Consider the following 20,363-nt stretch of genomic DNA (forward strand, 5'->3'; position numbering starts at 1 on the left):
GCCCGCCGGTGTCTAGAGGGAGAACGCGCGCAGGCCCGTGAGGAACGAGCGGGCCGAGCACGATCGACCGGCAGACACCGGGTCTAAGGGCCCGGAGGCGAGGGCGCGGCAATAAGGGCCAGGACGTCCACTTTTCGAGCTAGGGCAACCGATCACCTTCAGCCGAATCGTCCACTCGACGAGCTACGTTCACCCATCAGGTTCAGCCGATTCGTCCACCTGCGAGCTACCCGCACCGATCACGTTCAGCCGATCCGTCCACCTGACGAGTTACGCCCACCGATCACGCCCACCCACCCCGCCCACCCCACCTACCCCGCGCCCTACCTCCACCCCCCCCGCGCACCCGACGCCCCCCACCCCCAACCCCCCCCAAAAATCACCCCTTCTTCAGGGTCACCGCTCCCGTGGTGGTGGTTGCCACGATTGAGCCGTAGGTCGGGTCGTTGGTGGTGGCGGTGAGGGTGACCTCGACGTCGCCGTGCTGGAAGGGGGTCGTGCCGGTGGGGACCGCGGTGCCGGACCACGGCACGGGGGTGCCGGGGGTGCAGTCGACGGTGGCGGCCGGGATGGAGCCGCGGATGATGGTGCGGTGGGCGACCTGGGTGACGGTGCCCGAGACGGACAGCCGGGCCGCGGTGTTGCAGCTCAGCGTGCCCTGGACGGTGGCGTTGCCGTTCAGTGAACTGAATGTCCCCGTAGCCGTGATGGCGGTGTTCAGGGCGAGCGGGGCCGGGTTGGTGAGGTGGACCTCGCCGCGCGAGGCCGCCGCCGCGCCGTTGCAGTGCTGCTCGAACGTCGCGTCGAGCTGCTGGACGCCGTCGTTGGGGGCGAAGGCGATGTCGGTGATGGTGAACGATCCCGCCACGGTGGTGCAGGTCTTGGTGGAGCTGCTCAAGTAGAGGGCGGGCTGGGCCGGGGCGCTGCCCACCTGGTACTTCGTCGCGCCGTCGTACTGGCCCGGCGTGAGCGGCTGGCCGGACGGCGCCTGCAGGTAGAGGACCCACTGCTCGCCGGTCGTGCCCTTGACCGAGACGTACAGGCTGTTGTTGGTGTTCGCGCTGGACGTGACGCGCTCGGCGAAGGTGGCGCCGGTACCGGCGTCGTAGGCGTACGCGTTGCCGCCGGTGATGGTGTCGCCTGCGTCACCGGTCAGGTTGAAGGTCGCAGTGAGCGGCTGGGCCTGGGCGGTGCCCGCGCCGGCGAAGCCGCAGGCGACCGCGAGCGCGGCCGCGGTGAGGACGACGCCGCCGCGGGCCGGGACGCGAAGGAACGCGCGTGGAGACATGTAGAACTACCCCCTCCATAAAGGGACGGCACCCCGCGGCGACACCTCGGTCGCGCCGGACTGCCGACACCGGAACAAGACCCCCGGACCCGCACGCGTGCGGGCTCCCCCCGGGGCCGGGCGAGCGTATCTCACACCGTCCACGCATTTCGCGCACAACACGCTTACAAATCAAGGGAGTTGAGCGAGGAGTTGAGCCCTCACCAGTTGCTCCGGACACCGGGCTCCTGCCGGCCGGCCGGTGGGTCGCGGGTGGATGAGGCGGCCAAGTGGGCGCGTCAGGAGAGGAATCGGCTGAGCGTGGCGACGAAGCGCCCGGGGTCGTCGAGCCAGGGGGAGTGGGAGGACGCCGGCTGCACCGAGAGGGACGCGCCGGGGAGCAGCGCCGCCAGCTCCGCGACGGATGTCGGCGGACTGTTCACGTCGAACTCCCCGGCGAGCAGGAGGGCGGGGGCTGTCAGGGCGGAGAGGGCCGCGCGGGTGGCGGGCGGGTCGAAGGCGCCCTCGGCGGCGAAGGCGGCGACGGCGTCCTGGTTGCGAGGCTGTGCCTCGGCGTGGTGGGCCCGGGTTGCGGCGTCCCAACGGGTGTAGAAAAAGGGGGAGATGGCGTCCCAGTCGCCGTCCCTGCCCTCGGTGACGGCCTCCAGTGCGGCGTACGCGGCTGCGAACCACGGTTCGTCGGCGCGCAGCCGGGCGACCGTGCGCCGCTGCTCGCCGGTGATCGTGATGCCGGCGGCGCGGCTGCCGGGCGCGACCAGCGCGAGCCGGCCGAGGCGATCGGGGTGCCGGGCCGCGTACTGGAGGGCCAGGTTCGCGCCGCCGGAGTGGCCCAGCAGGTCGATCCGCGCCAGGCCGAGGTGCGCGCGCAGCGCCTCGACGTCGTCCACCAGGCGATCGCAGCGGTACGAGGCCGGGTCCTCGGGAACCGCCGATCCGCCGGTTCCGCGCAGGTCCAGCACGACCAGCCGGCGGTGCGCGGACAGCCCGCCGAGGTCGCCGAGGTACGCGGAGTCCGCGGGGCCGCCGGGGACGCAGACCAGCGGGGCGCCGGTGCCGGCCGTGCGGTAGGCGAGGCGGGTGCCGTCGGGGGCGGAGAAGGTGGGCATGGCCCGGATCCTGCCACTCATAACCCGGTTGTACAACCTGGTTATGATCCGGGCTCGACCATGGTGTACAACCGGGTGGTGGACGCCGCGAACCCTGTGAATCCCGAGAACGCCGCGAACCCCGCGGATGCCGCCGGTCCCGCCGCTCCCGCCGCTCCCGCGGAAGGCGCGACTCCCGGCGCTCTGACCGAGGCGCAGGCCGGCCGCATCTTCGCGGCGATGAACGACGTGATCCGTGCCGGAGAGGAGATGCGCGGGCGGCGTGCCGAGCTGATCGCGGCGCTCGCCCGCCTGGGCTGGACGCAGGACGCCATCGCCCGGCTCGCCGGGATGAGCCAGCCGGCCGTCTCCAAGCAGATGGGGAAGGCCCGTGGCGCCGACCCGGCGCCCCCGATCGGCCTCGCCCTCGACCAGTACGACACCGCGTGGCTCGAAGGCCGCCTGTGGGGCGTCGCCGAGGAGATCTCCGCGGCCCTCGACGACACCGCGCACTGCACCCGCCACCTCCACGCCCTGTCGCGCGGCCGCAAGCGGTTCACGCCGCAGAGCGTGGACGCCCTGCGGCGCCTGGTCGAGGCCGACCTCCGCGACCACCGGGACGCGCTGCCCGCCGGCCACCGCGACGCCTACGACGCGATCAGCCGCGCCCTCGACGTCCCCCCGAAGCCCGCGACCAAGTCCCGCCCCGCGCCGCCCGGTTCACCCGCCACCCGCCGCGCCCTCGCCTGCGCCCTCCAGCGCGAACGCCTCCGGGCCGGCGCCTGACCACCACCGCGGGCGGCCCCGGTCGGCGATGCGGCGGGGGCTCACCGCAGAGCGTCCAGGAGCTCCGGCAGGCGGCCGAGGGCCCTGGCGCCCGCGAGCGGGTCCGCGTAGTCGCGGGTGTGGACGATGCGTCCGTCCTCGACCGTCATGACCATCGCGAAGGACAGCGTGAAGTCCTCGCCGGACGCGACCATGTGCCCGTGCAGGTCGTACTCGACGACCACGACCCGCGGATCGGTGGTCTCGTGGACACGGATGTTGGTCACGCGGTCGTACCTGCGCAGGCTCGCGCCCGCGCGGAAGCGGGTCCGCAACTCCTCGCGGGTGGTGGCGATGCGGGAGGGGTGGAGGCCGGCGGGCGCGAACGGCATCTCGATGACGACCTCGTCGGCGTAGGAGTCGGCGAGGTCGCCGGGGTCGTCGCCGACGGTGGCGCGAAGGAACTGCTCGGCGGTGCTGCGTGCGGACATGGCGGAGCCCTTTCGGGGAGGTCGATAGAATCGGAGAGCGCGCCCCGGTTAGACCGTAGCGGATAACCGGAGAGTGCGCCCCGTTTATCTGCGCCCCGTGTATCCGCACCCAGGAGAACGCCGGTATGGACAAGCCGCTTCGGGCCGACGCCCGGCGCAACCGCGACCGCCTGCTCGAGGTCGCCAGGGACGCGTTCGCCCAGGAGGGAGTGGCGGTGCCGCTCGACGAGATCGCCCGGCGGGCGGGTGTCGGCCCGGGCACGCTGTACCGCCATTTCCCGACGAAGGAGGCGCTGCTGGAGGCGGTGGTCCACGAGCGCATGCGCCGACTCGTCGCCTCCGCAGAGCAGTTGGGTGAGTCGGGCGATGCCGGGGCGGCGTTCTTCGGGTTCCTCGACCACATGGTGCGCGAGGCGGCGCCCAAGCGGGATCTGGTGGATGCGCTCATCGGCGCGGGCGTCGACGTCCGCGCCGCCGTCGCCGAGCCCGCGGCCCGCCTGAGGGAGGAGACCGAGCGGCTCCTCGTCCGCGCCCAGCACGCGGGGGCCGTCCGTCCCGACGTCACCTCCGCCGACGTGATGGCGCTGCTCTCCGGCCTCCTCGTCGCCGTCCGCTCCGCCGCGCACCCCGACGCGGTCGCCGCCCGCATGACCGCCGTCCTCCTGGACGGCCTGCGTGATCGACCCGGCCCGCGCGTCCCGTGATGCCGGGCGGGGCCCCAACTCCGTCCAGCACGGCGGCAGTCGGGAATGGCCGATTCCGGGTGCCCTGAGAGTGATCCTCCGGATGCGAGAGTTGTGCGGCTTTCCTGCGGACTGTTCGTATCCCCCGGCGATCGGGCGGTACGAAGGAAACGGCGCCGCCCGGCTGCACGGCCCTGACGGCGGCCTCCGTGCACCTCGCGGAGGCGCTCCTCGTGGACGAGCCCGCGCCGTGCCACACGGGAGGGGAAACGACATGATCGACTCAGTGCGCGCGAGGCGCGTCTCGCCGCGATTAGCGCGCTGGTGGGGCTGGTACGCGGCCATGGGGGCGGCTCTCGCCGGAGCGCTGCTCCTGGGCGCCGGCACCGCCACCGCCCAGGCCCAGGCCGGGCCGGGCACGCCGTCGCCCACGGCGAAGCACCCGCGGACCAGCGCGGTGTACATGACGGTGACACCGGAGACCGCCAAGACGGTCCCCGGAGGCACGGCGCACACCCGGCGCTCGGCACAGCACGCGGACGTCAGCCCGTCCGCCGTGTCCACGCCGATCCAGCCGATATCGGTGGACGAGTGCCTCGCCCACGCCGCCTCGTCGTCCCACGGGAACGGCTGGGCCAAGGGCCGGTTCGACTCCTGCCAGTCCTACCGGCTGCACACCTGGCACGTGGTCTGCGAATGGCTCTTCGGCTGCGACACGGTGGGGACCGCGGACGCCGACCTCGTCGACATCCAGTTCACCGACGACGGCGACCGGACGGTCAACGTCGAGCAGTACGTGGGTGGTTGGACCACGTGGGGGGACATGACGGAGATCGCGCTGACCGTCAGCACCACCTGCTCGGCGTCGCACGGATCGGGTCCGTGCACCACGGACTACGGCCAGCCCACGACCGAACCGGTCGAGGAATGGGCGCTGTCGGGCGCCCAGGTGTTCTTTTACCAGTTCGAGCAGCCGTCCGGCACCGGCCTGGGGACCGACGACGTGAGCTACGCCAACCTCAGCTGGCACCTGATGGTCGAGGGCGGCGAGAACGGGCCGGTCACCCGGAACGGCCCCACCAGCCAGATGCGGTGCGACTCCGCGAGCTACCTCATCCACGCCGGCGCCGGCCGCGGATGCGTCTTCCCCTGGGCGGCCACACCCACCTGGGCGGTGCACCGCAGCAACACCCCGCAGTCGGCACAGAACATCTGGGAGGCGCAGAACACGCCGCTGGCGACCCAGCCTCCCTCCATCCTGTTCGGCGTCCCGTTCAAGAGCGTCGCCGGGGCCCCGGCGTCGCCCCGCTCCACCGCGACACCCTGCACATCAGCCTGCACCGCGGCAGGGCGGTGGCCGCGTGCCGCAAGTACTTCCCCGGCAAGTACCCGGCGCCGAACACCGACTGCGACGAGTACCCGTTCGCGTCGACGCTGGAGGGCGCGGCCAACTGGGGCAACTTCCGGAACTACGTGGTCAAGCCGATCGGCAGCAAGGACAATCAGGACGCCGGGACGCAGCTGGGCGAGTTCTACGCCGAGCAGCGGATCCTGGGCGACAACGGCATCAACGACCCCTTCTACGTGGCCGTCCGGCCGTGACGGGAGGGCCGCCGGCACGGTGAACGCGCAAGGCCGAGCATGCTGTAACGGGGAGGCCGGACAACCCCCGGCCTCCCCCGAGCAGCGGAGGAGATCACCATGACCGAGTCACCCCGTCTCCGGTCGGCCACGGGCGGCTTCCCGCTCACCGAGGCGCACCTGTTCCATCTGGTCGACGTCAGCGAGGGTGTTCAGAGCGGCAGTTCGCCGGACGTACCCGGTGACCGCCTGTTCACCACGGGATCGGGCGCCGTGCTCGCGCGGTTCGCCAGCGCGGTCGAGGACAACGAGCCGCGCGTCGACATCGAGCACTGGTCGGCAGAACCGCCCGGCCCCGGCGACGGATGGCAGGGCGAGAGCGGCGAGTTGACCGTGGAAGGCGGCCGGCTCTCCCTGGCCTCCGGCATCTCCGGCATCCCCGCGGACGGCCTCGCGAAGGACTTCACCGTCCCCCCGGGCCGCTACCGCGTCGCGGTCTGGTGCCGCGGCAGGCAGGAGACCGTGGCCGCCTGGCCCGACTGCATCGAAGCGGGTGAACTGCCGCGCGGCACGGAACGGTGGCTGATCCGGCTCTGGCCGGCGAGTTAGGCCCACCGCAGTGCCCGGTCGATCCCTCCCCGCGCAGGCCGCAGCCGCCGGGACGGGCGGGATGCCGACATCATCATCCACCGGCGCCGATGCATCCACCGGCGCCGACCTGTGGCACCACTACGGCCGGGCGCGCGCCGCACGCGACCGCGCCATCCCCGGCGGCTTCCACTGGGACTGGGCCCAGGACGGCGGCCCCGGGGCGGAGATCCTGGGCGACCTGACCGGGCGGGTCGTCGCCGACCTCGGCGCAGGGTCCGCGCGGCACGCCGCCCATCTGGCCACCCGCCACCAGCCGGCCCGTGTCGACGCGGTCGACAACTCCCCGGCCCAACAGGCTTTCGCCACAGCCCTGTACGGACACCTCGCCCCGACTCTTCGCATCGTGCCCCGCAGCGCGGTGGACCACCTGCGCGCCTCACCGCACGCCTACGACGTCCTGTATGCCGTCTTCGGCGCGCCCTGCTTCACCGATCCCCGGCAACTGCTCCCGGCCGCGGCCGCCGCGCTTCGCCCGGGCGGGCGCCTGGTGTTCTCCACCCTCGCCCACTACGCCGGTGGCAGGCCCGCCGAAGCGGATGCCGTCCACGCCGACATCCCGGCCGCGACCCCCGACGGCCGCGGCACCACGATGCCCCGCTGGGTCCTCCAAGGCCATGTGTGGCAACGGCTCTTGGAGCAGTCCGGGTTCACCGGAACCACCGTCGGAGTGCTCCCTGCCGCCGGCGGGCCGCGGGGCGCCGACGCCCTCCTCGTCGGCTGCACCCGGGCGGCCTGAACGGGGGTGACGCATCCCAAGTTCCCCACGGAAGCGGGCGGTTCGGCCCTGCCGATCACACGCGATAGCACCCGGCGACCGCGCCGAACGCGGCTTTGGGCTCCCAGGGCAGGCCGGGGTAGGCGGCGCCGGAGCCCTCTTCGAGGACCTTGACGATGCCGTAGCTGGCCAGGTCCAGGTCATCGCCGGGGTCGCCGTCGGGGCGGTGCGGGAAGTCGTAGAGGGCGAAGGTGAACACGAAGGCGGCATCGATGCCTCCGGCGTCGAACTCCCCCAGCAGTTCCCGCAGATAGGCGGCCTGGCCCGCTTCGTCGCGGACCGGCGTGCCGCCGAGTCGCAGCGGCGCGCGGGTGTCGCCGTCGTACTCGACGATCTCCAGCCCGCGCGCGCCCTTGTCGCCGGCGCCCCGGTAGCCGGCCGCGCCGAACTCGGTGACGGCAACGGGCTTGCCCTGCGCGGCGCCCTGCGCCACGAGGTGCCGGACGCCCGCGGGGAAGCGGTCGGCGATCTCGGCCGACCGGTACAGGTCGAGGGACATGACGTCGAACGGGGTCCAGTCGACGTTCTCCAGGGGTACCGCGGCGTAGGTGACCTTGCCGCCGAAGCGCGCCCGGACCACGGACACGGCCTCGGCCAGGAACGCGTTGACCCGGGCGCCCGCCTCTCCGATGTGCTCGCGCGCCGACCCGGGGTTGCTCAGGAGTGAGACGCGGTCCTCCGCGCTGTCGCCGGGCAGGAACCCCTTGTTCATCAGGCTCAGTTCGGCGCCGGTGACGAACACGACCTCCGTCCCGCCCCGCCTGATCCGCTCCGCCCGCTCGGCGCAGTCGGCGAACAGGGACAGCATCTCGGCGGTGGTCGATTCCAGCGGGTAGGGGGAGAACCAGACCTCGAGCCCGAGGCGGGCGGCGCACACCGCGGCGCGTTCGATCCGGTCGGGGTCGCCGCCCATGATGCGGACCGCGGTGCAGTGCAGGTCGTCGCGGATGATCGTCAGCTCGCGCTCCACCACCTCCGCGTCGAACCGCGCACGGCCGAGATGGCCGTTGCAGGCGAATCCGGTGTCGTAGCTGATGCCTCTGGCGCGCATGCGTCGCTCCCTCGTTACTCGGAAGAATTTACGGTACGGACCGTACCTTACTTGCGGTGGATCGGCGCAAGAGGTCAAGATGGGAAGGTACGTATGGTGTCGATAACGGGCGGGTAGGGGCCATGTCGGAGAGGCCGAGCGGTGCGCCGGGTGCCGGGCAGACACGGCGCCGCGGGGCCGCCCTGGAGGACGCGATCCTGCGCGCGGCGGCGGACGAACTCGCCGAGGGCGGCTTCTCGCGGTTGACCATGGACAAGGTCGCCGCCCGCGCCGGCACCAACAAGAACGCCCTCTACCGCCGCTGGCCCAACCGCCTCGCCCTCGCCGTCGCCGCCTACCGGCGGCTCACCACGACCGTCCAGCCGCCCGACACCGGCAGTCTGCGAGGCGACGCCCTGGAATGGCTGCGCCAGGCGAACCGCTACTGGAGCTCACCTCAGGGCGCGATCCTGCGCGAGCTGATGGCCGCCGCCGGCGGTGCCACGGAACTCCTGGCCCAACTCCAGGACCAGTCGGGCGACGCCGCGGCCGCCCCCTGGCTGACCATCCTCGGCCGCGCGATCGCCCGCGGCGAAGCCTCCCCCGAAGCGCTCCACCTCAGGGTCGCCACCGTCGCCATGACCCTGCTCCGCAACGAGTTCGTCGTCCGCGGCGTCCCCACCGCCCCCGACGAGGTCCTCGTCGAGATCGTCGACGAGGTCTACCTCCCCCTCGTACGCGGCCGCAGCACACCACCCGCCTGAGGCGCCAGGCCCTACCATGTGCCCACCCCGGCACGCGTGTGCGGGGCTTCATGTTCCTTGGGGGGAACCACACATGCGGATCTCGTTCCGTGCTGCCCTGGTGACGGCCGCCGCCGCTCTGGGGCTGATCGCCACGTCCGTCGCTCCGGCGCAGGCCGCCACCGGATACGACCGGTGCCCGAAGGGGCGGTTCTGCGTCTTCGACCTCGCCGGCGGTGAGGGTGCGATGGCGACCTACACCTCGCCGCAGTCCGACCTGGGGGCGTGGCGGACCAGGGCGTCGTCCGTCTACAACCGCACCGGCTACATGTACTTCTGCATGTACAGCAGGACCGGCTACCAGTACATCGACTCGATCCACGACGTCGAGGTCCTGGGCGAGGGTCCGGACTCCCAACTCGACCTCTACCCCATCCATGACAAGAACAGCCACCTCGACAACAACCTCGGGTCCGTCCGCTGGGCGCGCACCATGCGGCAGTGCGAGGGCGGCCCGGAGTACGTGCAGTGGGGCAATCCCAACGGTTGGGCACCGACCACCGCGGCCCCTTTCGGCGACCTGAACCGGGACGGCGTCCCTGACCTGCTCGACCGCGCCTACAGCGGTCGGCTGTACTTCCTGCGCGGTGACGGCACGGGCACCCTCATCGGCGGCGGCTGGAACTCCATGTCCGCGCTCACCCGCCACGGCGACCTGAACGGCGACGGGGCCGAGGACCTCCTGGCGCGGGACACCAAGGGCCAGTTGTGGATGTACCCCGGCAACGGCAGGGGCGCGTTCGCCGCGCGCAAGCTGATCGGCGGCGGCTGGAACTCCATGACCCGCATCCAGGCCGTCGGCGACCTCAACGGCGACGGCAAGGGCGACCTGGTGGCCCGGGACACCAAGGGGCAGCTGTGGATGTACCCGGGTAACGGCAGGGGCGCGTTCGGCGCCCGCACGTTGATCGGCGGCGGCTGGCAGGTCATGCGGGCCTTCGCCGCCCCCGGTGACCTCAGCGGCGACGGCCGCAACGACCTCGTCGTCAGCGACTCCTCCGGCAAGCTGTGGCTCTACCCGGGCAACGGCCGTGGCGCCTTCGGTGCCCGCAAGATGATCGGCACCGGCGGATGGGGCCGGTTCACGATGCTGCTCGGCGTCGGCGACATGACGCAGGACGGACACCCCGACCTATTGGCCGGCGAGACCGGTTCGTACGGCGAAATTCGCCTCTACCGGGGCCGGGCTGGGGGCACCATCGTCAACGACGGCACGTACGACTACCTCAATGACGGGGACGCCCTCTACTAGCCGCACGACTTCTCCGCCGCCGCATACGTCACGACCGCGGACCACGCGGCGGAGAACGTGAGGACGGGACCCGCGGGGTCCTTCGAGTCCCGGACATGGACACTGCCGGTGCACGTGGCTGTCTCGACGCAGTCGCCGCCCTGCGTCGAGGGCTGCTGCGGCTGGGGGTGAGTCGAGCGCCGGACTGCGTTGTCAGACCCCCGTGGTGAAGTGGGGTCAGACACGAGGATCGGTGTGACCGAGTCGGAGAGCGGGGCGGCGGCGATGGGCGAGCGTACGGCGTGGCGGCCGTTTCTGGAGCTGTGGAGCCGGGAGTGGGTCGCGGGGCACGACCCGCAGTACGACGCACCCCTCGCCGAGGAGGTCGTGCGCGACACCTGGCTGGGGTTCGCACCGGCCGGCGAGGCGGAGGTGGCCGCCGCCGAGGCCCGCCTCGGCCGGCGGCTCCCGCCGTCGCTGCGGGAGTTCCTGCTGGTCACCAACGGCTGGCGGGACGCGGGGAACTTCATCTACCGGCTGGCCGGCACCGAAGAGCTGGAGTGGCTGCGCGACACCGACGACCGCACCTGGATCGAGGTGTACCAGGACATCGCGGGCGAGGACGCGGAGGACGAAGAGGATGCTGCGGACACCGCGGACGGTACGGCGGACGAAGGCGACGAACGCGGCGACGGGTACGGCGAGTTCGACGATGACGAGCCCGAGCCGTACGGCGTGCAGGAGGCCCGCGTCCTCGCCCGCTCGCTGCGGCTCTCCCTCGACGGGGACGCCGCCGTGATGCTCCTGGACCCGGACGATGTCGGCGAGGACGGCGAGTGGGCCGGCTACTGGCTCGCCTCCTGGTCCGGCGAGGGCCCCGAGCGGCACGACTCCTTCCACGACCTGATGCGCCGGCAGTGGCGGTCCTTCCACGCGCTGCGCAGGCCGCCCGGCCCCACCCGGGACCGCTGGGACGCCGAGGTCGAGAAGGCCCGCCGGGCCGCACTCGGCGGGGAGGTCGACGGCCCCCTCACGGTCTTCGCCGAGGCCCACGAGTTCGGGAACCGGCGGGCCGACGTGCTGAGCGTGCAGATGAAGGCGCTGCTCGGCGACTGGCAGCGCTGGGTCGTCGACCTTCTGTGGCACCGCCCGCACGAAGGGGAGATCCTGCTCGGCCCGCTGTTCGCCGCCGAACTCCTCCCGCTGCTCCTCCGCCAGGACGAACTCGCCGAGCGGCACGCCCTGCGCCCGCTCGCCCGGTTGAAGGAGCACGCCCCGCAGCCCGTCCGCGAGCTCGTCGCGGACTACGAGCAGCGCCGCCAACAGCCCGGATTCCGGCTGTCGTTCGGGCCGCCCGCGTTCGACGCGGCCGTGCACGCCGTCGCCGACCGCCTCGCCGGGGCACCCGCGTTCCAGGCCTCCGACACTCCCGCGCGGCGCCCCGGCGGACTCCTCGCCGTCCTCTATGCCGGGGACGGCCCGGTCCCGCACCCCGACCCGCTCACCAGCCCCCGACACGTGCGGGCGCTGCGCGCCGAACTGTGCGCGGCCGCCTGGCCCGACCTGCGGGCGGCGCTGCGCCTGTGGCGCCCGGTCTGCGAGGACCACATAGCCCCGATATCCCTGCTCGCGCACCCCGTCCTCGCCCAGCTGATCACCCCCGAGCGCGGCCGCGAGATCCTCACCACCGCCCGCGGCTGATCTCCGCCCAGTAGGCTGCGACCAGGCACGACGGGAGTACGGAGACACGGGGAGGGGCCATGCCCGAGGACCACGACGGCGTCGTCATGTACTGGCGGCCCGACTGCGTCTACTGCATCAAGCTGCGGCTGAGCCTGCTGTTCAGCGGGCTGCGCTACTCCACGCGTCTGATCTTCCGGGACAAGGAGGCGAAGGCTTTTCTCCGCTCGGTTGCCGACGGCTGCGAGACGGTTCCCACGGTCGTGGTGGCCGGGCATCCCATGGTCAACCCCTCCCGCCGCCAACTCCTCGCCGCGGTCCGCGAACGCGCTCCTCATCTCCTCGCGTAGTTCCCCGCGCCCTCGCGGGGCCTGCGGCGTGCGTTGTGGCTGGGCGCGCAGTTCCCCGCGCCCCTGGAGCATCCGCCCCTCCGGGGCGGGGGTCTGGGGTGCCCCCGGGCCGCCGTTGCCGGGTGCCGCGCCGCTGTGGTTGTGCGCGCAGTTCCCCGCGCCCCTTTGGTGCTGCCCGGTGGGCAGGGGAGCCCAGGCCAATTTCATCCCGCAGACGGGGGGCGGGCTGGGAGGGGACGGTGCGGGAGTGTCCCCGCAGGAACTGTGCATGCGCCCGGCCCACTTGGCGGAGGGAGCCGCACGCACAGTTCCGAGGAGATACTCCCGTGGCGGCGCCGACCCCACCCACCGAAGGTGCACCGCCAGGGGCGCGGGGTCCCCCAGCGCGACAAGCCACGACGGCGCGGCAGGCGGCAGACCAGGCCCCGGGGCACCCGGGCTTCCGATACCGGCGAACCCCTACGGGAAGGGGCGTCAGCCGCCGAGTGCTTCCAGCTGGTCCAGGAACCACTTCGACGGCGGCAGAGCCGTCGCCGCATCGGCGAGCCGCTTCGTCCGCTCCGCCCGCTCCGCCTCCGGCATGGTCAGCGCAGCGTTGAGAGCGGCGGACGTCTGCCGGATGTCGTACGGGTTCACCGTGATCGCGTCCGAGGCCAGCTCCTCGAAAGCACCCGCCTCCCGGGACAGGACCAGCGCCACCCCGTTGTCGGAGACGACCGGCACCTCCTTCGCGACCAGGTTCATCCCGTCGCGGATCGGATTGACGAGCGCCACGTCGGCCAGCCGGTACGCGGCCAGCGACCGCGCGAAGTCGTCGTCGACCTTGAGCATCACCGGCTGCCAGTCCCGCGTGCCGAACTCCTCGTTGATCTCTCCGGCGACCCGCGCGACCTCCTCGGTGTAGGACCGGTACAGCGCCAGGTCCTGGCGGGACGGGTAGGCGAACGCGACGTGCACCACCCGCTCGCGCCAGCCGGGGTGGTCCCGCAGCAGCTGCCGGTAGGCCAGCAGGCCGCGGACGATGTTCTTCGACAGCTCCGTGCGGTCCACCCGCACGATCAGCCGGCGGCCCGGACCTGCCTCGGACCGCAGCTGCTCGATGCGCTCGGCCACGTCGGCGCGGTGCGCCCGCTCGCGCAGGAACGCGGCGTCGGCCCCGAGCCCGTGCACGCCCAGCCGCGTGGTGCGGCCCTCGACGGTGACCGCCGAGCCGTCGCCGGAGACCTCCGCGCCCAGCACCGCCGCGCAGCACGCGGCGAACCCGGCCGCCCAGCGGCGGGTGAGGAACGCGGCGCGGTCCGCGCCCAGGATGCCGGTCAGCAGCTCGGCCGCGATGTCGTCGGGCAGCAGCCGGAAGTAGTCCGGCGGCGCCCACGGGGTGTGCGAGAAGTGGCCGATCCGCAGGTCGGGGCGGCGCTGCCGGAGCAGTGCGGGCACCAGCGCGAGGTGGTAGTCCTGCACCAGGACCGCGGCGCCCTCGGCCGCGTCCTCGGCGAGCGCGTCCGCGAACGCGGTGTTGTACGCGCGGTACGCGTCCCAGTGGCCGCGGAACTCCTCGTCGAAGACGGGTTCCAGCGGGGTCTGGTACAGCATGTGGTGGACGAACCACAGGACCGAGTTGGCGATGTCGTTGTAGGCGGCGTGGAAGACGTCCGGGGGGACGGAGATCATCCGCGAGCCGGGCTCGGTGCGCCCCTGCCGCACGGCCTCGCGGTCGCCGTCGGACAGCGCCGCGCACACCCACAGCGCACCGGCGTCCGGGCCGATCGCGCTCAGCCCGGAGACGAGGCCGCCGCCGCCGCGCCTGCTGTCCAGGGTGCCGTCGGGTCGCACCGTGTACGACACCGGGCCGCGGTTCGAGGCGACGAGGATCCTCGCAGAATTCCCCATGCCGCGAGCCTAGCCACCACACCAGCCCCTCAAACTCCCTCAGCCCCTTCCGGGCCCCGGACCGCCGTCGAGCTGGCGTGGGACCACCGAAGACCGCCGCCCGGCCGCCGCAGACCCGCCGCCGGACCGCGCGGTCCCGCTACGCCGCGCGATGCGGCCGGTACTCGGGGACGGTGAGCACGGGCGGGCGCTCCGCGGTGTCCACCGGGTGCGTGGTGGGCACGAAGGCCGCGCCCTCCCGGGTGAACTGCGTCAGCTCGGGGCGGACCAGCGGCGCGCGGGACAGCCGCAGCTGCGCGGTGCGGTAGATGGCCGCGGCCATCCGGCCGAGCGCCTGCCCGTCCTGGTGCCGGTGCCGCCGCACCCCCACGTCGACCTGCGCGAGCGCGTCCAGCCCGACCAGCCCGAGCGCGTCGATCAGCATCCCCAGCTCCACCCCGTACCCGACCGGGAACGGCAGCCGCTCCAGCAGCGACCGCCGCCCCGCGTACTCCCCGCCGAGCGGTTGCACGAACCCCGCCAGCTGCGGCCAGTGCAGGTTCAGCAGCGGCCGCGCCACCAGCTCGGTGACCCGCCCGCCGCCGCCCGGCACCACCGCGCCGCCGCGCTCCAGCGGCCGGTCGTACATCGCCTTGACCAGCTGCACCGACGGCTCGGTCAGCAGCGGCCCGACGATCCCGGACACGAACGCGGCGTCGAACTGCCGCAGGTCGGCGTCCACGAAGCAGACGATCTGCCCGCTGGTGGCCAGCAGCGAGCGCCACAGCACCTCGCCCTTGCCGGGCAGCGCCGGCAGCCGCGGCAGGATCGCGTCCCGCTGCACCACCCGCGCGCCCGCCCGCTCGGCGATCCGCGCCGTGCGGTCGGTGGACGCGGAGTCCACCACGACCAGCTCGTCGACCAGCGGGACCTGCGACGACATCAGCTCGCGGCGCACCGTCGCGACGATGTCGCCGACCGTCTCCTCCTCGTTCAGCGCCGGGAGCACCACGCTCACCGTGCCCTGCGCGCCGGCCTCGCGCTTGGCCGCGAGCAGCACGTCCAGCGGCCGCTCGGCCGCCGACCACGATCGCCGCTCCAGCCAGCGCTCCACCTCGTCGAGCACGTGCGCCACTCCCCGGTGTGATCCATCTCGCGGTACGGACGACCCTCTCAGCTGCCGGAGTCGTCGGTTACAGTCTTGAACAACGCGTACGACGCCCGCATGCCGGGGTCGGCGCGCCGGGACGCCGCGAAGGCATACGTCCCACAACTGCATACCGCTCATCCAGAGGGGCAGAGGGAACGGCCCGTTGAAGCCCCGGCAACCCTCCCGCCGACCGCGAGGTCACCACGGTGGGGAAGGTGCCAATTCCGTCTCATGACGCGACCTGCGGCGTGAGGAAGATGAGGAGAAAGGGCCTCGCCATCATGGCTGTGCACACCGCCGATCACACCGACCGCAGCACCGCGACCGACTCCCCGTTCGGCGACGCGTTCGGACCCGCCGCGGCCCTGTCCTGTCGCGAGTGTGGCACCCGCTTCGCGCTCAGCCCGATCTTCGCGTGCCAGGAGTGCTTCGGCCCGCTCGAGGTCGCCTACGACCTTCCGGTCGGCGACCCCGAGGCGCTGCGCCGGCAGATCGAGGCCGGCCCGGCCAGCATCTGGCGCTACGCCCCGCTGCTGCCCGTCCCCGCCGACGTGGCCACCAAGCGGAACCTGCACCCGGGCTGGACCAAGCTCGTCAAGGCCGACAACCTCGCCCGCGAGCTGGGCATCACCGGCGGGCTGCACATCAAGGACGACTCCGGCAACCCGACCCACTCCTTCAAGGACAGGGTCGTCGCCATCGCCCTGGAGGCCGCCCGCACCTTCGGTCTGACCACCCTGTCCTGCTCCTCCACCGGCAACCTGGCCGGCGCGGTGGGCGCGGCGGCGGCCCGCGCGGGCTTCCGCTCCTGCGTCTTCATCCCGCACGACCTGGAGTCCGCCAAGGTCGTCATGGCCGCGGTCTACGGCGGCGACCTGGTCGCCATCGAGGGCAGCTACGACGACGTGAACCGCTTCTGCTCGGAGCTGATCGGCGACCCGGTCGGCGAGGGCTGGGGCTTCGTCAACGTCAACCTGCGGCCGTACTACGGCGAGGGCTCCAAGACCCTGGCCTACGAGATCGCCGAGCAGCTCGGCTGGCGGCTGCCGGACAACCTGGTCATCCCGATCGCCTCCGGCTCCCAGCTCACCAAGATCGACAAGGGTCTGCAGGAGCTGATCAAGCTCGGCCTGGTCGAGGACAAGCCCTACAAGATCTTCGGCGCCCAGGCCGAGGGCTGCTCGCCGGTGTCCGCGGCGTTCAAGGCCGGCCAGGACGTGGTCCGCCCGGTCAAGCCGGACACCATCGCCAAGTCGCTGGCGATCGGCAACCCGGCCGACGGCCCGTACGTCCTGGACATCGCCCGCCGCACCGGCGGCGCGGTGGAGGACGTGAACGACGATCAGATCGTCGACGCCATCACGCTGCTCGCCCGCACCGAGGGCGTGTTCGCCGAGACCGCGGGCGGCGTGACCGTCGGCGTGCTGCGCAAGCTGGTCGAGACCGGCCAGCTCGACCCCTCCTCCGAGACCGTCGTACTCAACACCGGCGACGGCCTGAAGACCCTCAACGCGGTGGAGGCCTCCGCCCGGCCGACCGCGACCATCCGACCCACCCTTGCCGCGTTCCGAGAGGCTGGCCTCGCATGAGTGCTTCCGTCCGCATCCCCACGATCCTCCGTACCTACACCGGCGGCCAGGCCGAGGTGCCGGCCGAGGGCGCGACGCTCGCCGAGGTCATCGAGTCGCTGGAGAAGAATCACGCCGGCATTTCGGCGCGAGTTCTCGACGACACCGGAAAACTCCGTCGTTTCGTGAACGTTTATGTGAACGACGACGATGTGCGCTTTTCCGAGGGACTGGCCACCGCGGTGCCGGACGGCGCCAGTGTGTCGATCATTCCGGCGGTCGCGGGCGGCTGAACGCCGTTGAAACCTCCGTTGCGGAGATCCGCCACATGACCGCGCGGTTCTGTCGCATTGTGCCCCGTTCACCCCTGAGGGTGGACGGGGCACGCTGCTGCCGGGGCGCCGACGGGCCACCGGTACTGTTGCCAGGGGCAAGTGAGCCCCTCTCAGGTCGCTGCGGCGATTTATCGCCAAATTCGCGAGCGAATCGCGCCGAGCATCCGGGTTTGTCCCGTCCGAGATGCCCCGTCATATGGGCTTTTCTCAGGGCATTTCCGATGGGTCGCGCCAAGAATTCTCGTCCAATTGACCTGTTGCAGTGGGCATCCGTGCAGATACATTCAGCCGCGGTCGACGCGTTCCGGCGCACGCCCCCCAGGGCCCCCACCCGTCGAGCGGTAAGGGGTGCTACGGGAGGTGAGGTCTGACCCGGGCCCGCGGAGTGCGGGGCCGCGATAGGGCCAGCAATAGGGGAGTTAGGAATGGCTCAGGGCACCGTCAAGTGGTTCAACGCGGAGAAGGGCTACGGCTTCATCGCGGTCGACGGTGGTGCGGATGTGTTCGTCCACTACAGCGCGATTCAGATGGACGGCTACCGCACCCTCGAGGAAGGCCAGCGGGTCGAGTTCGAGATCTCGCAGGGTCAGAAGGGGCCGCAGGCGGACATGGTCCGGCTGGCAGGCTGAACATCCCGGCGCGTTCGGCCATCGACGCGACGCTCGCACGCCGGAGGGCCCGCTCCCGTCAGGGAGACGGGCCTTTCGTGCGCTCCGGCGCCGCCCCCGCGCGAGGTGCGAGTTGGGCCGCCGTGGGCCGGACTCGCTTGCACTCGGTAGGGGTGAGTGCTAATCATTGGCGTTAGCACTCTACGAGTGAGAGTGACAGCAGGACCGGGTCGGTGAGGCCCGGCCGGACGCCGGGACGGAACCGGCGGCCGACCGGCCGTCCGTCGCGGGCGCCACGCGGTCCCGAGCGCAACTCACCCCCTGTCCGGGAGGACCCCTTCACATGGCCAAGATCATCGCGTTCGACGAGGAGGCGCGGCGCGGTCTCGAGCGCGGGATGAACCAGCTCGCCGACGCCGTCAAGGTCACCCTCGGCCCCAAGGGCCGGAACGTCGTCCTCGAGAAGAAGTGGGGCGCCCCCACGATCACCAACGACGGCGTCTCCATCGCCAAGGAGATCGAGCTCGAGGACCCGTACGAGAAGATCGGCGCCGAGCTGGTCAAGGAAGTCGCGAAGAAGACCGACGACGTCGCCGGTGACGGCACGACGACCGCGACCGTCCTGGCCCAGGCCCTGGTCAAGGAGGGCCTGCGCAACGTCGCCGCGGGCGCCAACCCGATGGCCCTCAAGCGCGGCATCGAGAAGGCCGTCGAGGCCGTCTCCGCCGCCCTGCTGGAGCAGGCCAAGGACGTGGAGACCAAGGAGCAGATCGCCTCCACCGCGTCCATCTCCGCCGCCGACACCCAGATCGGCGAGCTGATCGCCGAGGCCATGGACAAGGTCGGCAAGGAAGGCGTCATCACCGTCGAGGAGTCGCAGACCTTCGGGCTCGAACTCGAGCTCACCGAGGGCATGCGCTTCGACAAGGGCTTCATCTCCGCCTACTTCGCCACCGACCTGGAGCGGATGGAGGCGTCGCTCGACGACCCCTACATCCTGATCGTCAACTCCAAGGTCTCCGCGGTGAAGGACCTGCTCCCGCTGCTGGAGAAGGTCATGCAGTCCGGCAAGCCGCTGCTGATCATCGCCGAGGACGTCGAGGGCGAGGCCCTGTCGACCCTGGTCGTCAACAAGATCCGCGGCACCTTCAAGTCCGTCGCCGTCAAGGCCCCGGGCTTCGGCGACCGCCGCAAGGCGATGCTGGGCGACATCGCGATCCTCACCGGCGGCACGGTCATCTCCGAGGAGGTCGGCCTGAAGCTGGAGAACGCGGGCCTGGACCTGCTCGGCCGCGCCCGCAAGGTGGTCATCACCAAGGACGAGACCACCATCGTCGACGGTGCCGGTGACACCGACCAGGTCAACGGCCGGGTCAACCAGATCCGTGCGGAGATCGAGAACAGCGACTCCGACTACGACCGCGAGAAGCTCCAGGAGCGCCTCGCCAAGCTGGCCGGCGGCGTGGCCGTCATCAAGGCCGGCGCGGCCACCGAGGTCGAGCTCAAGGAGCGCAAGCACCGCATCGAGGACGCGGTGCGCAACGCCAAGGCCGCCGTGGAGGAGGGCATCGTCGCCGGTGGCGGCGTGGCCCTGCTGCAGGCGTCCGCGGTCTTCGAGAAGCTGGAGCTCGAGGGTGACGAGGCGACCGGTGCGTCGGCCGTCAAGCTCGCCCTGGAGGCCCCGCTGAAGCAGATCGCCGTCAACGCCGGCCTCGAGGGCGGCGTCGTGGTGGAGAAGGTCCGCAACCTGACCCCGGGTCACGGCCTGAACGCCGCGACCGGCGAGTACGTGGACCTGGTGGCCGAGGGCATCATCGACCCGGCCAAGGTCACCCGCTCCGCCCTGCAGAACGCGGCGTCGATCGCCGCGCTGTTCCTCACCACCGAGGCCGTCATCGCCGACAAGCCGGAGAAGGCCGCGCCGGCTGCTCCGGGTGGCATGCCCGGCGGGGACATGGACTTCTAGTCCTCCGGACAGGAAGCTCTCCACGGCGCCCTCCTCCCACCCGGGAGGGGGGCGCCTTCCTGCGCGCCCTCAGCCACGCACCGGCCGTGCGACGGCGACGCTCCTCCGCCGGGCAGGCGGTGCCCCGCAGGGGCGCGGGGAACTTCGTCCTCAGCCACGACGGTGGCGCGCCCTGACGACGGCGGGTCGTCCCCCGAAGGGGCGCGGGGTCCCCCAGAGCTGCGCCTGGGAGGTGCCCCCAGCGCGCCCAGCCAGTGCGGCGCCGCACTCCGCCAACCGCCCCGAAGGGGCAGTTCAGTCCGTCCCGGACCACCGGCCGGTGGCCGGTTGCTCGCGCAGTTCCCCGCGCCCCTGACGGTTGCCCTTCGCCGGCTGAGGGCTGAACCCCCTCCGCCGGAGGGCAATGCGCCGCCCGCGGAGGGGGAAGGCCAGCCCGTTCACGGGTGAACGCCGC

20 protein-coding genes and 1 riboswitch are annotated in these 20,363 nt (G+C 72.2%); of the genes, 13 read left to right on the forward strand and 7 right to left on the reverse strand.

The features are described from left to right. Positions 1 to 379: 379 nt before the first annotated feature. Together ACH4TG_RS18855 and ACH4TG_RS18860 are read right to left on the reverse strand one after the other, a co-directional pair. Entirely contained in the window at positions 380 to 1,288 is a 909-nt protein-coding gene (locus tag ACH4TG_RS18855) for a hypothetical protein (RefSeq protein WP_398243470.1), read from the reverse strand. A 278-nt stretch (positions 1,289 to 1,566) separates the two neighbouring features. Further along, complete coding sequence (locus tag ACH4TG_RS18860) at positions 1,567 to 2,394, reverse strand: alpha/beta fold hydrolase (protein ID WP_398243775.1); 828 nt, start codon at positions 2,392 to 2,394, stop codon at positions 1,567 to 1,569. Positions 2,395 to 2,454: 60 nt separating this feature from the next. Between ACH4TG_RS18860 and ACH4TG_RS18865 the strand changes: the two genes are divergently transcribed. Next, complete coding sequence (locus tag ACH4TG_RS18865) at positions 2,455 to 3,159, forward strand: sigma-70 family RNA polymerase sigma factor (RefSeq protein ID WP_398243472.1); 705 nt, start codon at positions 2,455 to 2,457, stop codon at positions 3,157 to 3,159. 41 nt (positions 3,160 to 3,200) lie between these two features. Here ACH4TG_RS18865 and ACH4TG_RS18870 read toward each other — a convergent pair whose 3' ends face one another. Continuing rightward, a complete protein-coding gene (locus ACH4TG_RS18870) occupies positions 3,201 to 3,629 on the reverse strand; it encodes a nuclear transport factor 2 family protein (protein ID WP_398243473.1) in 429 nt (142 codons plus the stop codon). 125 nt (positions 3,630 to 3,754) lie between these two features. Between ACH4TG_RS18870 and ACH4TG_RS18875 the strand changes: the two genes are divergently transcribed. From ACH4TG_RS18875 to ACH4TG_RS18890, 4 genes are all read left to right on the forward strand, one after another. Beyond that, positions 3,755 to 4,333 carry a TetR/AcrR family transcriptional regulator gene (locus ACH4TG_RS18875; protein WP_398243474.1) on the forward strand — a complete coding sequence of 193 codons (579 nt, stop codon included), beginning with the start codon at positions 3,755 to 3,757 and terminating at the stop codon, positions 4,331 to 4,333. Between the two features lie 1,332 nt (positions 4,334 to 5,665). Continuing rightward, a complete protein-coding gene (locus tag ACH4TG_RS18880) occupies positions 5,666 to 5,914 on the forward strand; it encodes a NucA/NucB deoxyribonuclease domain-containing protein (protein ID WP_398243475.1) in 249 nt (82 codons plus the stop codon). Positions 5,915 to 6,013: 99 nt separating this feature from the next. Beyond that, on the forward strand, positions 6,014 to 6,502 hold the full coding sequence (locus tag ACH4TG_RS18885) for a hypothetical protein (protein WP_398243476.1): 489 nt from the start codon (positions 6,014 to 6,016) through the stop codon (positions 6,500 to 6,502). Between the two features lie 61 nt (positions 6,503 to 6,563). Continuing rightward, the gene (locus ACH4TG_RS18890; RefSeq protein WP_398243477.1) at positions 6,564 to 7,280 is read left to right on the forward strand and encodes a class I SAM-dependent methyltransferase; all 717 of its coding nucleotides are present in this window, start codon (positions 6,564 to 6,566) and stop codon (positions 7,278 to 7,280) included. 55 nt (positions 7,281 to 7,335) lie between these two features. On the opposite strand, the gene ACH4TG_RS18895 is transcribed toward ACH4TG_RS18890, so the two are convergent. Continuing rightward, positions 7,336 to 8,370, reverse strand: a complete 1,035-nt coding sequence (locus tag ACH4TG_RS18895; RefSeq protein ID WP_398243478.1) for a hypothetical protein — start codon at positions 8,368 to 8,370, stop codon at positions 7,336 to 7,338. A gap of 122 nt (positions 8,371 to 8,492) precedes the next feature. Between ACH4TG_RS18895 and ACH4TG_RS18900 the strand changes: the two genes are divergently transcribed. Both ACH4TG_RS18900 and ACH4TG_RS18905 read left to right on the forward strand, forming a co-directional pair. Further along, a complete protein-coding gene (locus ACH4TG_RS18900) occupies positions 8,493 to 9,113 on the forward strand; it encodes a TetR/AcrR family transcriptional regulator (protein WP_398243479.1) in 621 nt (206 codons plus the stop codon). Positions 9,114 to 9,186: 73 nt separating this feature from the next. Next, positions 9,187 to 10,404, forward strand: coding sequence for an FG-GAP-like repeat-containing protein (locus ACH4TG_RS18905; protein WP_398243480.1), 1,218 nt, complete (start codon positions 9,187 to 9,189; stop codon positions 10,402 to 10,404). Here the strand turns inward: ACH4TG_RS18905 and ACH4TG_RS18910 are convergent. Further along, positions 10,401 to 10,628 (reverse strand): DUF397 domain-containing protein, encoded by a 228-nt coding sequence (locus ACH4TG_RS18910; protein WP_398243481.1) that lies wholly within the window; start codon positions 10,626 to 10,628, stop codon positions 10,401 to 10,403. The genes ACH4TG_RS18905 and ACH4TG_RS18910 overlap by 4 nt on opposite strands. A 10-nt stretch (positions 10,629 to 10,638) precedes the next feature. On the opposite strand from ACH4TG_RS18910, the gene ACH4TG_RS18915 reads away from it, so the two are divergent. Both ACH4TG_RS18915 and ACH4TG_RS18920 read left to right on the forward strand, forming a co-directional pair. Next, positions 10,639 to 12,084 (forward strand): SMI1/KNR4 family protein, encoded by a 1,446-nt coding sequence (locus ACH4TG_RS18915; RefSeq protein WP_398243482.1) that lies wholly within the window; start codon positions 10,639 to 10,641, stop codon positions 12,082 to 12,084. A gap of 59 nt (positions 12,085 to 12,143) precedes the next feature. Next, positions 12,144 to 12,413 carry a glutaredoxin family protein gene (locus ACH4TG_RS18920; protein WP_398243483.1) on the forward strand — a complete coding sequence of 90 codons (270 nt, stop codon included), beginning with the start codon at positions 12,144 to 12,146 and terminating at the stop codon, positions 12,411 to 12,413. 474 nt (positions 12,414 to 12,887) lie between these two features. Here ACH4TG_RS18920 and ACH4TG_RS18925 read toward each other — a convergent pair whose 3' ends face one another. Beyond that, the gene (locus tag ACH4TG_RS18925; protein ID WP_398243484.1) at positions 12,888 to 14,303 is read right to left on the reverse strand and encodes a trehalose-6-phosphate synthase; all 1,416 of its coding nucleotides are present in this window, start codon (positions 14,301 to 14,303) and stop codon (positions 12,888 to 12,890) included. A gap of 139 nt (positions 14,304 to 14,442) precedes the next feature. Then, on the reverse strand, positions 14,443 to 15,408 hold the full coding sequence (locus ACH4TG_RS18930; RefSeq protein ID WP_398243485.1) for a glucosyl-3-phosphoglycerate synthase: 966 nt from the start codon (positions 15,406 to 15,408) through the stop codon (positions 14,443 to 14,445). A 155-nt stretch (positions 15,409 to 15,563) separates the two neighbouring features. Further along, positions 15,564 to 15,696, forward strand: a riboswitch (SAM riboswitch). Here ACH4TG_RS18930 and thrC point away from each other — a divergent pair. The 4 genes from thrC (at position 15,690) to groL (ending at position 19,909) form a co-directional block, all read left to right on the forward strand. Further along, positions 15,690 to 17,021 carry a threonine synthase gene (thrC, locus tag ACH4TG_RS18935; protein WP_398243486.1) on the forward strand — a complete coding sequence of 444 codons (1,332 nt, stop codon included), beginning with the start codon at positions 15,690 to 15,692 and terminating at the stop codon, positions 17,019 to 17,021. It overlaps the preceding riboswitch by 7 nt. Continuing rightward, positions 17,018 to 17,293 carry a MoaD/ThiS family protein gene (locus ACH4TG_RS18940; protein ID WP_398243487.1) on the forward strand — a complete coding sequence of 92 codons (276 nt, stop codon included), beginning with the start codon at positions 17,018 to 17,020 and terminating at the stop codon, positions 17,291 to 17,293. Before thrC ends, ACH4TG_RS18940 begins: the two co-directional genes overlap by 4 nt. Positions 17,294 to 17,760: 467 nt before the next feature. Continuing rightward, positions 17,761 to 17,964, forward strand: coding sequence for a cold-shock protein (locus tag ACH4TG_RS18945; RefSeq protein WP_009339379.1), 204 nt, complete (start codon positions 17,761 to 17,763; stop codon positions 17,962 to 17,964). 322 nt (positions 17,965 to 18,286) lie between these two features. Then, positions 18,287 to 19,909: a chaperonin GroEL gene (gene groL / locus ACH4TG_RS18950; RefSeq protein WP_398243488.1), complete on the forward strand. Its 1,623-nt coding sequence runs from the start codon at positions 18,287 to 18,289 to the stop codon at positions 19,907 to 19,909. Positions 19,910 to 20,363: the final 454 nt, after the last annotated feature.

This window comes from Streptomyces sp. NPDC020917, from assembly GCF_044333795.1.
Lineage (GTDB): Bacteria > Actinomycetota > Actinomycetes > Streptomycetales > Streptomycetaceae > Actinacidiphila.

Excerpts from the sequence above, each read along its gene's own strand:
- ACH4TG_RS18890 (WP_398243477.1), top strand. The coding sequence starts at position 6,564 with ATGCCGACATCATCATCCACCGGCGCCGATGCATCCACCGGCGCCGAC.
- ACH4TG_RS18860 (WP_398243775.1), bottom strand. The coding sequence starts at position 2,394 with ATGCCCACCTTCTCCGCCCCCGACGGCACCCGCCTCGCCTACCGCACG.
- ACH4TG_RS18905 (WP_398243480.1), top strand. The coding sequence starts at position 9,187 with ATGCGGATCTCGTTCCGTGCTGCCCTGGTGACGGCCGCCGCCGCTCTG.
- ACH4TG_RS18940 (WP_398243487.1), top strand. The coding sequence starts at position 17,018 with ATGAGTGCTTCCGTCCGCATCCCCACGATCCTCCGTACCTACACCGGC.
- ACH4TG_RS18865 (WP_398243472.1), top strand. The coding sequence starts at position 2,455 with ATGGTGTACAACCGGGTGGTGGACGCCGCGAACCCTGTGAATCCCGAG.
- groL (WP_398243488.1), top strand. The coding sequence starts at position 18,287 with ATGGCCAAGATCATCGCGTTCGACGAGGAGGCGCGGCGCGGTCTCGAG.
- ACH4TG_RS18920 (WP_398243483.1), top strand. The coding sequence starts at position 12,144 with ATGCCCGAGGACCACGACGGCGTCGTCATGTACTGGCGGCCCGACTGC.
- ACH4TG_RS18870 (WP_398243473.1), bottom strand. The coding sequence starts at position 3,629 with ATGTCCGCACGCAGCACCGCCGAGCAGTTCCTTCGCGCCACCGTCGGC.
- ACH4TG_RS18945 (WP_009339379.1), top strand. The coding sequence starts at position 17,761 with ATGGCTCAGGGCACCGTCAAGTGGTTCAACGCGGAGAAGGGCTACGGC.
- ACH4TG_RS18885 (WP_398243476.1), top strand. The coding sequence starts at position 6,014 with ATGACCGAGTCACCCCGTCTCCGGTCGGCCACGGGCGGCTTCCCGCTC.
- ACH4TG_RS18875 (WP_398243474.1), top strand. The coding sequence starts at position 3,755 with ATGGACAAGCCGCTTCGGGCCGACGCCCGGCGCAACCGCGACCGCCTG.
- ACH4TG_RS18855 (WP_398243470.1), bottom strand. The coding sequence starts at position 1,288 with ATGTCTCCACGCGCGTTCCTTCGCGTCCCGGCCCGCGGCGGCGTCGTC.
- ACH4TG_RS18895 (WP_398243478.1), bottom strand. The coding sequence starts at position 8,370 with ATGCGCGCCAGAGGCATCAGCTACGACACCGGATTCGCCTGCAACGGC.
- ACH4TG_RS18900 (WP_398243479.1), top strand. The coding sequence starts at position 8,493 with ATGTCGGAGAGGCCGAGCGGTGCGCCGGGTGCCGGGCAGACACGGCGC.
- ACH4TG_RS18925 (WP_398243484.1), bottom strand. The coding sequence starts at position 14,303 with ATGGGGAATTCTGCGAGGATCCTCGTCGCCTCGAACCGCGGCCCGGTG.
- thrC (WP_398243486.1), top strand. The coding sequence starts at position 15,690 with ATGAGGAGAAAGGGCCTCGCCATCATGGCTGTGCACACCGCCGATCAC.